The organism is Streptomyces sp. NPDC056296 (genome assembly GCF_042268605.1).
In the GTDB taxonomy this organism is placed as follows: domain Bacteria; phylum Actinomycetota; class Actinomycetes; order Streptomycetales; family Streptomycetaceae; genus Streptomyces.
The window spans coordinates 119,674-134,298 of the sequence record NZ_JBHJRX010000021.1 but is presented as its reverse complement, the minus strand read 5'-3'; the positions used below and the strand labels follow the sequence as shown (position 1 = coordinate 134,298).

At 70.8% G+C, this 14,625-nt stretch carries 9 protein-coding genes; 2 read left to right on the top strand and 7 right to left on the bottom strand.

Annotation, left to right across the window (positions count from 1 at the left end; translation table 11 throughout):
• From ACFCZF_RS17850 to ACFCZF_RS17820, 7 genes are all read right to left on the bottom strand, one after another.
• On the bottom strand, positions 1 to 5,287 hold a 5,287-nt coding region (locus ACFCZF_RS17850), incomplete at its 3' end, for an amino acid adenylation domain-containing protein (RefSeq protein ID WP_376672456.1).
• Between the two features lie 57 nt (positions 5,288 to 5,344).
• The gene (locus ACFCZF_RS17845) at positions 5,345 to 7,132 is read right to left on the bottom strand and encodes an ABC transporter ATP-binding protein (RefSeq protein ID WP_376672455.1); all 1,788 of its coding nucleotides are present in this window, start codon (positions 7,130 to 7,132) and stop codon (positions 5,345 to 5,347) included.
• 2 nt (positions 7,133 to 7,134) lie between these two features.
• Entirely contained in the window at positions 7,135 to 8,190 is a 1,056-nt protein-coding gene (locus ACFCZF_RS17840) for an iron-siderophore ABC transporter substrate-binding protein (protein ID WP_376672454.1), read from the bottom strand.
• Between the two features lie 90 nt (positions 8,191 to 8,280).
• The gene (locus ACFCZF_RS17835) at positions 8,281 to 9,141 is read right to left on the bottom strand and encodes an ABC transporter ATP-binding protein (protein WP_375909200.1); all 861 of its coding nucleotides are present in this window, start codon (positions 9,139 to 9,141) and stop codon (positions 8,281 to 8,283) included.
• 68 nt (positions 9,142 to 9,209) lie between these two features.
• Positions 9,210 to 10,292, bottom strand: coding sequence for a FecCD family ABC transporter permease (locus tag ACFCZF_RS17830; protein WP_376672453.1), 1,083 nt, complete (start codon positions 10,290 to 10,292; stop codon positions 9,210 to 9,212).
• Positions 10,289 to 11,347, bottom strand: coding sequence for a FecCD family ABC transporter permease (locus ACFCZF_RS17825; protein WP_376672452.1), 1,059 nt, complete (start codon positions 11,345 to 11,347; stop codon positions 10,289 to 10,291). The genes ACFCZF_RS17830 and ACFCZF_RS17825 overlap by 4 nt, the downstream gene beginning before the upstream one ends.
• A gap of 11 nt (positions 11,348 to 11,358) precedes the next feature.
• A complete protein-coding gene (locus ACFCZF_RS17820; RefSeq protein WP_376672451.1) occupies positions 11,359 to 12,714 on the bottom strand; it encodes a lysine N(6)-hydroxylase/L-ornithine N(5)-oxygenase family protein in 1,356 nt (451 codons plus the stop codon).
• A 235-nt stretch (positions 12,715 to 12,949) separates the two neighbouring features.
• Between ACFCZF_RS17820 and ACFCZF_RS17815 the strand changes: the two genes are divergently transcribed.
• Positions 12,950 to 13,897 (top strand): methionyl-tRNA formyltransferase, encoded by a 948-nt coding sequence (locus tag ACFCZF_RS17815; protein ID WP_376672450.1) that lies wholly within the window; start codon positions 12,950 to 12,952, stop codon positions 13,895 to 13,897.
• A gap of 112 nt (positions 13,898 to 14,009) precedes the next feature.
• Positions 14,010 to 14,432, top strand: coding sequence for an ABC transporter permease (locus ACFCZF_RS17810; protein ID WP_376672458.1), 423 nt, complete (start codon positions 14,010 to 14,012; stop codon positions 14,430 to 14,432).
• Positions 14,433 to 14,625 lie beyond the last annotated feature (193 nt).

The following is a 14,625-nucleotide window of genomic DNA, read 5'->3' as shown; positions in this document are numbered from 1 at the left end:
GCACCTCCCCCTGCACGAGCACACGGGCCGGCACGCCCGCCCGGGCCAGCAGCCGCGTGAAGCGCTCGCGCTGCTCCGGGTCCACGAAGACGACCTGCGGAGCGGCGTCGGCGAGTATGTACTCCAGTCGCTCGTCCGGGTACGCCAGGTCCAGCGGCACGTAGGCGCCGCCCGCGCTGACGATCGCGACCAGGGCGACGACCTGCTCGACGGAGCGCGGGACGGCGACGGCGACCCGCTTGCCCGGTCCGACGCCGGACCCGCGCAGCGCCGAGGCCAGCGCGTCCTTCGCGTCCGTCAGTTCGCCGTAGGTCAGGGACCGGGTCCCGCCGTCGAGACCGCACTGGGTGACGGCGGTGGCGGCCGGGTCCCGGTGTGCGGCGGCGTCGAAGAGGCCGGCCAGGGTCGTCGGGGTGATGGGCTCCGTGCGCCGTGAGGTCCCCTCGGAGGTCAGGTCATCGACCAGGGCGTCCGGCCGGGTGAGCAGGCCGGTGAGGGTCCGGGTGAAGGTGTGCAGGATCTCCTGGGCGCTCGCCTCCCGGAGGAGCTCGGCGTCGTAGATCAGGTTGAAGCGCGGGCGGCCGCCGGGCGTGCGCTCCACGACCAGCGTCAACGGGTAGTGCGGAGCGCCCTCGTTCACGATGCCGGTGATGACCAGCGTGTCGCCGGGCCGCCGCAGGCCGGCCACGTCGGTCGCCACGTCGAACACCACCAGGGTGTCGAACAGTGAGACGGTGCCGGTCCGGCGGGCGATCCCCGCCAGCGAGACGTGCTGGTGCGGCAGCACCGCGCTCTGGTGTGCCCTGACCGAGTCGAGCAGGTCGCGTGCGGTGCTGGTGCCGGTCCATCGGGCGCGCAGGGGGATCGTGTTGATCAGCAGACCGACCATGTCCTCGATACCGGGCACGTCCGCGTCGCGCCCGGACACCGTGGAACCGAAGACCACGTCCCTGCCGTGCAGGATGCCGCCCAGCGTCACCGCCCAGGCGCTGTGCACGGCCACGCTCAGCGGTACGCCGGCCGACCGGACGGCGGCGTCGATGTCGTCCTCGGCCTCCACGGCGGTGTCCGCGAACCGGTCCGACGGGGTGTGCCCCTCGGCGACCAGCGAGGGACCGGGCAGCTCGGCGAGCTGCTCGCGCCAGGCCCGGTCGCTCGCGTCGTCGTCGCGTCCGGCGAGCCGGCGGACGTGGTCGGGGAAGCCGCCGAGCACGTACACGCTTCCCGGCGCGTGGTACTCGGCCAGCAGTGTGCGCAGCATGGGCGGCACCGACCAGCCGTCGGCGATGATGTGGTGCACGGTCTGCACCAGGACGTTCCGTCCGGGGCCCCCGCGGATGAGCGTGTACCGCATCAGCGGGCCGGTGGCCAGGTCGAAGCCGGCGCGGCGGTCCCGCTCGGCGTGGTCGCGGATCTCGTCGTCGGTGATTCCGGGGCGGTCCAGCGTGGTGAAGGGCGCCTCGACAGCGCTCTCCAGCACCGACACCACACGGCCGTCGGCGAGGGCCACGAACCGCGCCGCCAGGTTCGGATGGAGGGTGAGCAGGCGGGTGGCCGCCGCCGCGAGCCGATCGGCGTCCACCTCGCCGTCCAGTGTGAGCAGTTGCTGTTCGACGTAGCTGCCCGTCGAGTCGTCGTCGTAGACCGAGTGGAAGTACAGGCCTTCCTGCAACGGGGTCAAGGGAAGGATGTCCCGCAGGGCGGGACCGTCCAGGGCGTCGACGTCGGCCTGGGTGAGCGGCACCGGTCCGAAGTCGCTGGGCGAGTGGCCGCCCCGGTCGAGCGCGGCCAGCCCGGCCAGGGCCTCCCGGAAGTATTCGCCGAGCGTCGCGACGTCCTCGTCGGTGAACATCCCGTCGGGCCAGGAGATGGTGGTGACCAGCTCGTACTCGCCGGTCGACGCGGGTTCCGCGATCGCGTTGAACTCCAGGGCGCGAGGCAGGCGCATCCTCGGATCTCGCTTCTCGCCCAACTGCCCTGTGGTCCCTGCGAGTTGCCAGTCGCCTGCTGCGCCGGCGTCGAAGCGGCCCAGATAGTTGAACAGCACCTGGGGTGCGGGCGCGTCGAACTCGGTGCGGGCCAGGTACCGCAGCGCGCCGTAGGAGATGCCGTTGTCCGGTACCCGGGAGAGGTCTTCCTTGACCGCCTTGAGCGCGGCGGTCAGGTACGCGGGTGCGGTGAAGTCAGGGGCCGCGCCGGGGTCCACGGTCACCGGGAACAGGGTGGTGAACCAGCCCACGGTCCGCGACAGTTCCGGCTCGAAGCCGGCCGACCGCGCGACGAACCGTCCCTCCCGGCCGTGGCCCTCCAGCTCGATGTGCGCGAACGTCTGGTCCTGACCGAGGTCGCGGCGCCGACGGGCGAGGGTGACGGCGAGCGCGGTCAGCAGTACGTCGTTGACGCCCGCGTGGAACTTCGCGGGTATCTCGCTCAGCAGCGCGGCCGTGGTCCCGGCGCCGACGGAGACGGTCCGTACCCGCTCCCGTGCGACGGTGTCCGACTCGGTCAGGGAGCGCCTGCCCAGCGGTTCGTCCGCTCCCGGCAGGGGGCGCCGGAAGCAGGCGCTGTCCGCGTCGAACGCCGCGCGCTCCAGCAGCTGAGTCCAGCGCCGGAACGACGTGCCGGCCGGGGGCAGTTCGACCGGGTCGCCCGAGGCGAGCTGCCGCCATGCCGTGGCCAGGTCGTCCATCAGGATCCGCCAGGACACGCCGTCGATCACGACGTGGTGGGCCACCAGCACCAGTTGCCGTGCCTCGCGGCGCCAGACGGCGCGCAGCATCACGCCGCCCGTGGGGTCCAGCCCATCGGTGGCGAGCGCGACGCACTCGTCGAGCGGCCGGTCGCTCTCCCGCCACCGCGCGCCCACCCGGTCCGCCTGCCCCGGCCGGTCCGCGTCCGGGATGGCGAAGCCCCAACGGTCGCCGCGCACCAGCTCGGCCCGCAGCATGTCGTGCCGCCCGACCACGGCGGCGAGGATCTCGTCGAGGGCGTCGGCGGTCAGGTCCGCCGGGGTGTTCAGCACCACCGACTGCACGAAGCCGTCGATCGCGTCGGTGGTCTCGCCGAGCCACTGCACGACGGGCGACCCCACGACGGGGCCGGTCGCGACGTCGCGGTGGTCCACGGCGGAGGTGTCCTCACGGCTCGCCACCGCCGCCAGCGCTCCCACGGTGCTGTGGGTGAAGATCTGCCGTGCCGTGACGTGCAGCCCCGCGTCGCGCAGCGCGCTCAGCAGCGAGATGGCCAGAATGCTGTCTCCGCCGAGTTGGAAGAAGTCCTGGTCGACGCCGACCTGGTCCAGTTGCAGCAGCGTCGCGACCGCCGCGCACACCGCGCGTTCGTTCTCGGTGGCGGGCGGGACGACCGGGGTCTGCCCGGTCGCGGGCTCGGGCAGCGCGGGCCGGTCCAGCTTGCCGTTCGCGGTGAGCGGGAACTCCTTCATCGCGACGATGTGGGCGGGCACCATGTACTCCACCATGTGCTCGCCGGCCCACGCCTTGACGTCGGCCGCCCGCAGGCCGTCGTGCCCCGCGGCCGGGATCACGTACCCCACCAGGTAGGTGCCGCCGGCCGCGTTCTTCTTCGCGACGACGCAGGTGTGCCGGACCCCTGGGTGCTCGGCGAGGCCGGCCTCGACGTCCTCGATCTCCAGCCGCATTCCGCGGATCTTGATCTGGTTGTCGGCCCGGCCGAGGAAGTCCAGCGAGCCGTCGGGGGCGAAGCGCGCGAGGTCGCCGGTCCGGTACAGCCGGGATCCGTCATCGGCGAAGGGGTTCGCCACGAACCGGGACGCGGTCAGGCCGGGCGCTCCCACGTACCCGCGTCCCAGGAGGAGCCCTCCCACGTACAGTTCGCCGCCGACGCCGACCGGGACCGGGCGCAGGGCGTCGTCCAGCACGTACAGCCGGGTGTTGGGGTTGGCCCTGCCGATCGACGTCGACAGGCGTTCCGCCGCGTCCCGGTAGATGACGTGCGAGACACCGATCGTCGTCTCGGCGGGGCCGTAGCCGTGGTACATGGGGATGTCGAGCCGGGTGCGGAACCGCTCGTACAGCTCGGGGGTCAGCACCTCGCCGCCGCACCAGACGTGCCGCAGGCTGTCGAGCCGTCCGGAGTCGCCCGACATCTCCAGTAGCACGTCCAGCATGGACGACACGAGGTAGGTGAAGGTGACGCGCTGCTCGGCGATCACGCTCAGCAGGTGGTGCGGGTCGCGTTCGCCGCCGGGTCGGAGGACCACCAGCCGGGCACCGGACACCAGCGGCAGGAAGATCTCGTTGACGGAGATGTCGAAGGACAGCGGCGCCTTGAACAGGGACGCGTCGTCGTGGCCGAAGCCCAGGATCTCGTGGACCTGCCACAGCAGGCGCTCGCTGATCGCCTCGTGCCGGATCATCGCGCCCTTGGGCCGCCCGGTCGAACCGGACGTGAAGATCACGTAGGCCAGGGAGTCGCCGTGGACGCCGACCGCGGTGCCTTCGACGGGGTGGGAGGCGTATCGCCAGTCGCCGAGGTCCACGGCCACGGCTTCCGGTTCGCCCGCGGCGTGCTCGCCCGAGGCGTTGAGCTGCACCACGACCCGGGCGTCCTCGATGACGACGGCCCGGCGCGCGACGGGCCAGTGCGGATCGAGCGGCACGAAGGCGCAGCCCGCCTGGAGCACGCCGAGCAGCCCGATCACCATGTCGGCGGAGCGCTCCAGAGAGATGCCGACGACCTGCTCGGCGGTGAGTCCGCGTTCGGTCAGGTGGTGCGCCAACTGGGCGGCCAGCGCGGCTGTCTCACGGTACGTCAGCACTCGGTGCTCGTCGACGACGGCCACGGCGTCCGGCCTGTTCCGCGCCTGTTCGCGGAACATGTCCACCAGGGTCGGGCGGATCCGGTCGGCGTCGGTGTCGTTCCACTCGGCCAGGTCCTTCAGCCGCGCCTCCCTGCTGGAGGGGCGGATGGTGCCGATCGGCCGGTCCGGGAAGTCGGCCAGGTCGTCGAGGGTGAGCTGCGCGTCGTCCGGTACGACGCCTTCCGGGAGGGAGATGCTCCGTACGTCCGCTCCGACGTCCCAACCGCTGGGTGCCGCGCCGCCGTTGGCGACCCATCCGAGGACATCGGCGAACAGGGTTCCGGGGGCGAGGTCGATGCCGTCGGGGCTGCGGCCCGTCGCCCAGTACGACAGCCCGATGGCGCACGCTTCGGCGATGGTCCTGTCGGAGAAGTCGCCGGTGCGGCGGCGTATGTCGGTCAGGTGCCTGGGAGAAAGCTGTACGAGACGAGCGGTCGGTTCCATCATCGAAGACTCAACGCCCCTTCCAAGGAATCAAGGCAGGCTAACCTAACTTAGGCATGCCTAACTACCTTCTCGCCAGGCCCGCCACAGCCGTGCGTACCGGCCGCCCAGGGCCACCAACGCCTCGTGGGTGCCTTCCTCCACGACGCGCCCCGCGTCCAGCACGGCGATCCGGTCCGCCGCCATCGCCTGGGTCAGCCGGTGCGCCACGAACAGCGTGGTCCGGCCCGCGCAGGCGGCCAGCACGGCCCGTTCCAGCTCGGCGGCGCCCTCGCTGCCCGCCTCCGCGGTCGACTCGTCCAGCACCACCACCGGCGAGCGGCTCAACACCAGCCGGGCCAGGGCGACCTGGGCGACCTTGGTGACGTCGAGGCGCTCACCGCCTTCGCCGACCAGGGTCTGCAGCCCGTCGGGCAGCGCGTCGACCCACGCGTGGGCGCCGACCGTGCGCAGGGCGGCCACGAGTTCGGCGTCGGTCGCCTCCGGCGCCGCCAGTCGCAGGTCGTCGGCGAGCGGCCCGGAGAACACGTGCGTCTCCTGCGTCAGGATGCTCACGAGGGCCCGTGCCCCCGCCTCGTCCAGTCCGGCCAGGTCGGTCGGTCCGACACGTACCGACCCGGCCTGCGGTGTCCCGATGCCCGCGATCAGCGCGGCCAGGGTCGTCTTGCCGGCGCCCGTCGCCCCCACCAGGGCGAGCGAACCACCCGCCGGGATCGTCAGGTCGACATCCCTGAGGACCGGCTCCTCGGTGCCGGGGTAGGCGAACGTCAGCCCCTCGACCGTCACCGGGTACGGCGCGGCGTCCGCCACCGCCACCGACGCGTCACCCACCAGCCGGTCCTCCGCCTCCTCCCCCAGCACCCCGACCAGGCGGGTCAGACTCGCGCCCGACTTCTGCGCCTCGTCGAAGGTGAACATGATGGCGCCCAGCGGCGTGAACAGCCGGTGGAACAGCAGCGGGGCCGCCGACACCTCGCCCAGGCTGGCGGCGTCGGCCTCCATCAGGGCGTACCCGACCACGATGATCAGGGTCAGCCCGATGAACTCGGCGCGGTTCTCCCTGCCGACGAACCGGCCGAAGAAGCGGAACACCTCGATACCGAGATCGCGCACTCTCCAGGACTCGGTGGCGACCTTCTCGCGGAAGGCGCCTTCGAGGCGGTACGCCCGGACCGTGTCGATCCCGTTCAGACCGCTGATCAGGGCCTGCGCGCGGTCGGCCTGCGCCATCCGCTGCCGCTGGTAGAGCGGGGCGGACCGCGGCAGGTACCAGCGCAGAGCCAGCGCGTACGCGGGCAGCGCGCCGGCGCCCGCGAGACCGAGCCGCCAGTCCAGGCCGAACATGCCTGCCGTGGCGATGACGACCAGGACCCCCGCGGAGAACACCGTGGGGACGGCCGTCCGGATGCCCTTGGAGATCACGGCGACGTCGTCACCGACCCTGGAGAGCACGTCTCCCCGGCCGACCTCCTCGATCCGCGTGCTGGGCATCCCCAGCACCGCCCGGACGGCGCCTTCCCGCAGCCGCGCGAGGAGGTCGGCGCCCAGCCGCCCGATGAGGTAGGTCGACACCGCGGTGGCCACCGCGCCGAGCAGCGCGGCGGCCACCATCAGGGCCCCGATCGTGACCAGGACCGATCGCGATTCGCCCTCGACCACCCCGTCGACCACCCGGCCGAGCAGCAGCACCGGGAGCACCTGGAGCGCCGCGCCGGCCACCGTGGTGAGCACGGTGGTGACCGTCAGCCACGGCACCTCGCGGCAGTGGGCCGCGATCCATCGGCCGGCCTCGCGTCCGGTCGCCGTGCGCAGGATGGCCGGGGCGACGCGTGTGTCGGTGCTTCTCACACCTACCCGACCGACTTGACGAGCTCGTCGATCGCGTACGGCATGGACAGCAAGGTGCCCTGGGAGATGGCCGCGCCGACCGCCGGGCCCTCACTGTCCAGCAGGTACGACACCTTGCCGTTCTTGACGGCGTCCAGGTTGGTGAAGAGCTTGAACTTCTTCAGCTTGTCCTGGTCCGCCTTGTCGTTGATGACGAAGATGCGGTCGACGTCCACGAGGTCGACACGCTCCGGGGAGAGCTTGGTGTAGAAGCTGCCGTCGGCGACCTTGTCGATCTCGGTCTGGTACTTGAAGCCGATGCCCGTCACCAGCCGTCCGCGCACGTCCGTGGAGGTGAAGGGCGCCACCGAGTCCTCGTACCAGGACAGGGCGACGGCGGTCTGGTTCGCCAGCTCGGGGTGCGCCTTCTTGGCCGCGTCGAGCTTGCCCTGGATGTCCGCGACCTTCTTCTCGCCCTCCTCGGCCTTGCCGAGCGCCTTGGCGATGTGGAGGGCGTTGTCCTGCCACGGAGCGCTGAAGGGCTCCTTCTCGGCCTTGGTGCGGCCCACCGTCGGGGCGATCTTGGAGAGCTTGTCGTAGGCGGCCTGATCGATCTCGGAGTAGACCGCGACGATCAGGTCGGGACGCAGGGCGGCGATCTTCTCGAAGTTGGGGCCGGAGTCGCCGTTCTTCATGACGACCTCGGGCTTGGAGTCGCCCCACTCGTCCTTCACCCAGGGCCACTGGGTGTTGATGTCAGGGCTCTGGCCCGCCGGGTTCGGGTACTGGTCGACCATGCCGACCGGCTTGATGCCGAACGCCAGGATGGTCTGGTCGTCGGTGTAGCCGACGGAGACGACCCGCTCGGGAGCCTCGGTGACCTTCGTGGTGCCGAACGCGTGCTCCACGGTGACCGGGAAGGCGCCGGAGGCGGCGGCCGAGGTGTCGTCGCCCGCCTTGTCCGCCGAGTCGTTCGAGTCGGAACCGCAGCCCGCGAGGAGGCCGGCGCCGAGGGCGGCGGCGGACAGTGCCGCCGCCAACCGCTGCCGGGACTTCATACGCGTCGTTCTGAGGAGCATCCGGAGATCCCTTGCTGTCGCACTGTCCACTGCGCCCCCGTCTAAGGGCGGCAAACCTTACCGCGATCGAGTGAGGTTAGCCTACCCTCACTACTGCAACTCTGTTACGGATTGGTCGAGTTCGACATGCGTTCGGCCGATCGGGACGATGAGAGGGCGATCGCCCACCGGATCGTCGATCACCTTGGCGCGCAGCCCGAACGCCTCGTGCAGCAGCTCGGCGGTTATCACGTCGCGCGGGTGTCCCTGCGCCAGGACCGCCCCCTCCCGCATCACGACGAGGTTGTCGCTGTAGCGCGTGGCCAGATTGAGGTCGTGGAGCACCATGACCACCGTGCACCCCGACTCGTGCAGGTCGTCCACCAGATCGAGCACGTCGATCGCGTGCGCCAGGTCCAGGTACGTGGTCGGCTCGTCCAGCAGCAGCAGGTCGGTGCCCTGGGCCAGGGTCATGGAGATCCAGACGCGCTGACGCTGGCCGCCGGACAGTGAGTCGACCGGCCGGTCGGCGAGGTCGGACACGCCGGTCATGGCCAGCGCGCGCTCCACGACGGCGGCGTCGTCCGACGACCACTGCCGCAGCCAGCTCTGGTGCGGATGGCGGCCCCTGGCGACCAGGTCGGACACCGTCAGCCCTTCCGGTGCGACCGGCGCCTGCGGCAGCAGACCGAGCTTCTTCGCCACGTCCCTGGTCCTGAGCGTGACGATGTCCTCGCCGTCCAGCACGACCGTTCCCCTGGTCGGCTTGAGCAACCGCGACAGCGTCCGCAACAGGGTGGACTTCCCGCAGCCGTTGGGCCCGATGATCGTGGTGATCACCCCGGGCGGGATCGCCACATCGAGTTCGTCGATGACGGTCCGGGCGCCGTAGCCGACCGAGACACCCCTGGCTGCCAGCCGTGAGGCGCCGTCGACTGCGGACTTGGCCGCGGTGATGGACTGAACGACCACAAGGCCCCCTTGTTTAGGCTCGCCTTACTTTGTACCAGCTATCCGCGTACCGGCCATCGGCGTACCGGCTATCGGCGGTTCGCCCGCACCAGCAGATAGACGAGGAAGGGGCCGCCGATCGCCGCGGTGACCACACCGACCGGGAGGGAGACCGGCAGTGCCGTCCGCGCGATCAGGTCCGAGCCGATCAACAGCAGCGCTCCCACCATGGCGGAGGCCGCCAACGGCGGTGTGGGGCACCTCGCCAGACGCATCGCCACCTGCGGCGCCACCAGCGCCACGAACGGGACCGGGCCCGCCGCGCTCACCGCGACGCCGGCCAGCAGCACCGCGCACAGCAGCAGGACCGCCCGCACCATCGAGTACCGGACGCCGAGGCCCGCGGCGACCTCGTCGCCGAAGTGCATGGGCTTGAACTGGAACGCGACGCAGGACACGACGACCAGCAGGACGAGCGTGCCCCACAGCGCCACCCAGACCTCGTTCCACCCCCGGTTGTCCAGCGAGCCGACCAACCACGCCTGGGCCCGGGCCACGTCCCTGATGTCGGCCGTGACCAGCAGCCAGGTCGTGATCGCCTGCATCACGGCGCTCACCGAGATGCCGATGAGGATGAGCCGGAAGCCGTCGATCCCGCGCCGCCACGCCAGGAAGTACACCAGCAGGCCGGTGCCGAGACCGCCCGCGAGCGCCGCCGCGGACAGGCCCACGGCGCTGACGATCGCGGCGGCGGTGCCACCCGAGACGGTCACCAGGAACACGGCGACGGCGCTCGCGCCGTTGGTGATGCCCAGGATGTCCGGGCTGGCCAGCGGGTTGCGCGCGATGGACTGCGTGAGCGCGCCGGACACCCCCAGCGCGATCCCCACGACAAGGCCGGCGAGGGCACGCGGCATCCGCAAGTCCATGATCACGAACTCGTCGACCGACTCGCCCCGGCCGAAGATGGTGGCGACCACCCGAGGCAGGCTGATCGGGAAGTCCCCGACCCCGATGGACAGACAGAACACCAGGAAGACCGCCGCCGCCAGCAGCAGCGTCACGCACGCGATCCAGGGCCGCCATACGAACGACACGCGTCCGAGCCGCACGCCGGGCGTCAGTGGTGGCCGCACGTCGGCCTGGTTCACCTTCACATCCGCCCCGTTCACGCGTTCTTGAACTTTCCGCGCCACACCAGGGCCGCGAAGAACGGCGCGCCGAGGAGCGCGACGAGGACACCCGCGTCCAGCTCCCCCGGCCGCACCACCAAGCGTCCCACGATGTCGCAGACCAGCAGCACGACGGCGCCCAGCAGTCCCGCGTACGGCACCAGCCAGCGATAGTCCGGCCCGGTCAGATACCTGGCCACGTGGGCCACCATGAGGCCGATGAACGCGATGGGGCCGCACGCCGCCGTCGCCGCGCCCGCCAGCAGGGTGATGGCGACAATGCCGACGGTCCGGCTCAGCGCGATGTTCACGCCCAGCCCCCGCGCCACGTCGTCACCGAGGTTGAGCAGGTTGATGGCGGGCAGCGTGGTCAGCGCCAGCACCAGCCCGGCCGCGATGAACCCGGTCACCGGCCAGATGACGTCGAACCCGACGCCGGCCACCGAGCCCGCGTTCCAGAACCGCAGCGCGTTCAGCGAGGCCTTGTCGGTCAGCGCGATCGCCGTGGTCATCGCCGCGAGGAACACGGTGACGCCCTGCCCGGCCAGTGCGAGCGTCAACGGGTTGCCGGCGCCCCGGCCGATGCTCGACAGCCCGAACACGACGACACCCGCGACCGCGGCGCCCAGGAAGGCGAACCAGACGTACTGGAACGGGTTGGTGAACCCGAACAGGGCGATCCCCGTCACCACGGCGAACGAGGCGCCGGAGTTCACCCCCAGCAGGCCCGTGTCGGCGATCGGATTGCGCGTGTACCCCTGGATCAGTGCCCCGCCGATCCCCAGGGCGATGCCCGCGACGACCGCCAGGACCGTGCGGGGCACCCGCACGGTCCGCACGATGAGCCTGATCTCGGTGAGCCGCTGATCGGGGTCGGGCGCCGCGAACAGCCCGTGCCACACCTCGGCGGGGCTCAACGAGCGCGCCCCCACGGCCAGCGACGCGGCTGCCGCGACCACGAGTACCACCGCAAGTGCGCCCAAACCCACGACCCGCCTTCGGCGGGCCTCTGTTGTGCCCCTGGGCAGGGGGCGCTCAACCGCAGTCGTGGTCATGGCGACGTACACTAACGGGCGTTGGTGCCGGTTCCGTCGGCGACCGTTCGGGCCTCGTCGGAAGCGGACTTGAGGCCCCGGGCGAGGAGCGATTCCAGGATCTCCCCGACCCTGATGGCGGTGTTGGACAGCAGGGACGACGTGATGCCGTGGGTGTGCTCCGTGCCGCCCTGCAGGTAGATGCCGCAGCGCAGGTCGGGGTCGGTCGCGATGCGGTAGTCACGCTCGACCCGGACGAGACCCTCGTCGTCCCGCAGGCAGCGGTCCGCGACCTCGCCGAGCAGGCCGAGGGGGTCGGCCGGGCTGTAGCCGGTGGCGAGGACCACGACGTCCGCGTCCAGGAGAGTCTCCTCGCCGGTGACGAGGGACGTGACGGTGGCACGGACCTTGTCGGGCGTCTCCTTGACCTCGGTGAGCCGGGACACGTTGAGGAAGCGCAACCGCTCGGTGCCGAGGACCTTTTCCCGGTACATCTGCCGGTACAGGTCGTCGATCAGGTCGATGTCCACCACGGAGTAGTTGGTGTTGCCGTGGTAGTCCATCAGCCGGCGTTTGACGCCGCCGGGCGCGGCGAAGTACTCGTCCACCGCCGAGGGGTCGAAGATCCGGTTGGCGAACGCGCTGTCGTCGGCGGGGCTGTAGCCGTAGCGGGTGAAGACCGCGCAGACCTCGGCCTCGGGGAAGCGGCGGTGCAGGTAGGCGACGTTCTCGGCGGCGCTCTGTCCGGCGCCGACGACGACGAACCGGGACGGCGAGGTGCCGTCCAACCCGTCGACCTTCGCCAGGAGTTCGGAGTTGTGCCAGACGCGGTCGCCGCGCTCCACGCCGTCCGGCAGGAGGGGGCGCAGCCCGGTTCCGATGACGAGGTTGCGCGCCCGGTGGACCTCGAGCCCCTCCCCCGAACGGACCGTCACCTCCAGGTGGTGCACAACTCCGTCACGGACGACGGATGCGACGCCGACGACCTCGTGACCGTAGGAGACCATGTCGTCGACCTTGGCCGCGGCCCACTCGAAGTAGTCGTGGAACTCCACCCGCAGCGGGAAGAGGTTCTTGTGGTTGATGAAGTCGATCAGCCGTCCCTTGCTCTGCAGGTAGCAGAGGAAGCTGAACTCGCTGGCCGGGTTCCGGAGTGTCACCAGGTCCTTGAGGAAGGACACCTGCATGGTCGCGTCGTCGATCAGCATGCCGCGGTGCCAGCCGAAGCGCGGCTGCTGCTCGAAGAAGCGAGCGCTGATCGCCTCCTGCCCGCCTGCGCCTGCGTTGTGCTCGCCGATCGCGATCGCCATGGCGACATTGGACGGTCCGAAGCCGATGCCAATGAGGTCGTGGACCAGTGTTGCGTCATCAGGAAGAACCTGTGACATGTCACTCCCATCGTGCGGGACAGTCACCTGTCGGGCGTGGGGGATTGCCGAAATGGGACATGCCGACGGAGCGGCCGCCGGAAACTTAGGTGAGCCTAAGCTAATGCCGTGCCCCTGTCGATAGGGCGACCCGGCAGGAAGATCCCTCAACTGGAGTGCTGTACACAGCCGTTGCGGACCAAGGTAAGGCTTGCTTTACTTGCCCGGGCCATCCCCTGCTTTGAGGAGGAACCCCATGCGGGTCGTCATGTTCGGTTACCAGACCTGGGGGCACCGCACCCTCCAAGCCCTCCTGGACTCCGAACACGACGTGGTGCTGGTCGTGACGCACCCCGTGAGCGAGCACGCCTACGAGAAGATCTGGAGCGACTCCGTCGCCGACCTCGCCGAGGAGCACGGCGTGCCGGTACTGATCCGCAACCGCCCTGACGACGACGAGCTGTTCGAACGCCTCAAGGAGGCCGACCCGGACGTCATCGTGGCCAACAACTGGCGGACGTGGATCCCCCCGCACATCTTCGGCCTCCCGCGCCACGGCACGCTCAACGTCCACGACTCACTGCTGCCGAAGTACGCCGGCTTCTCCCCGCTGATCTGGGCCCTGATCAACGGGGAGACCGAAGTGGGCATCACCGCGCACATGATGGACGACGAACTGGACGCCGGCGACATCGTCCGGCAGGAGGCGGTGCCGGTCGGACCGGCGGACACCGCCACCGACCTCTTCCACAAGACGGTCGACCTCATCGCTCCGGTCACCATCGGCGCCCTCGGCCTCATCGCCGCGGGCCGGACGGAGTTCACCAAGCAGGACCGGTCCAAGGCGAGCTTCTTCCACAAGCGCTCCGACGAGGACATCCGCATCGACTGGTCCTGGCCGGCCGAGGATTTGGAGCGCCTGGTGCGCGCCCAGTCCGATCCCTACCCCAGCGCCTTCACCTTCCACCGGGGCAGGCGACTCGAGATCCTCGCCGCCGTCGTGTCCCAGGGCCGCTACGGCGGTACGCCCGGCCGCGTCTTCTACCGCGAGGGGGACGGCGTGGTGATCGTCGCCGGAGCCGATGCGCGCACCGGCCGCAACCGGGGCCTCGCCCTCACGCGCGTACGCACGGAGGACGGGCGGGAGTTGTCCGCGACGGAGTACTTCACCTCCATGGGCGGCTACTTGACCAGCCGGCCCTGACGGTGCCCCGCCTCGGGGCGGGGCTGTGACCACGTCGGCCTCGACCCTGCTCCCGGTGAACCCGACCCTCGGCATCACACTCGCCCTGCTGCTCTTCGCCTGCGTCGCCCTGATGTTCGCGGTGGCGACTTGGACGGCCGGCCGCCGCATCACCGGCAACCACACCTGGTGGTGGGCCGCCGTACCGATCGGCGTCGCCGTGTTCCCGGTCGTCCTGCTGCTCGTGGCCATCGGGCTGCTGCCGGTCAGGGGCATCGCGTTGATCCCCGTGACCGGCATCCTGATCGGGGAGATCGCGTGGCCGTCGGCCGCAGGCGCCCTGATACCGGCACTCGACCAGACCAGAACGGTCGGGCTGGTCACCCTGCCCGGCGCGTTCATCGGCATGCTCCTCGGCGGAGCCTCACCCCTGCCGGCCGGGGCGGTCCAGCTCTTCGTGCTGGTCGCGCTGCTTGCGGTGGAGGCCGTCGCGATCGCGGTCGTGCTGGAGATGGTGGCCCGCGACAAGATGAGCAAACAGACGCGAGGTACGTGACATCGGGACAGGTCGGGCGAGCTCGCACGTTTCCTGGTCCGCGGCTGAGGCGGTGGCCTCTCCGGACGGCGCCGAGGCGCCCGGCCGAAGCAGCCCGGTCACCCCCGCCTCGCCTCTCCGGCCTGCTGTGCAACCAACCACCTCTCCTGCGTCGGAACGACCTCTGGGTCGCAACCAGACCACGCACGACACG

Coding starts and splice junctions, on each gene's coding strand:
- ACFCZF_RS17820 (WP_376672451.1), bottom strand. CDS start 12,714: ATGTCACAGGTTCTTCCTGATGACGCAACACTGGTCCACGACCTCATT.
- ACFCZF_RS17810 (WP_376672458.1), top strand. CDS start 14,010: ATGTTCGCGGTGGCGACTTGGACGGCCGGCCGCCGCATCACCGGCAAC.
- ACFCZF_RS17840 (WP_376672454.1), bottom strand. CDS start 8,190: ATGCTCCTCAGAACGACGCGTATGAAGTCCCGGCAGCGGTTGGCGGCG.
- ACFCZF_RS17825 (WP_376672452.1), bottom strand. CDS start 11,347: ATGACCACGACTGCGGTTGAGCGCCCCCTGCCCAGGGGCACAACAGAG.
- ACFCZF_RS17815 (WP_376672450.1), top strand. CDS start 12,950: ATGCGGGTCGTCATGTTCGGTTACCAGACCTGGGGGCACCGCACCCTC.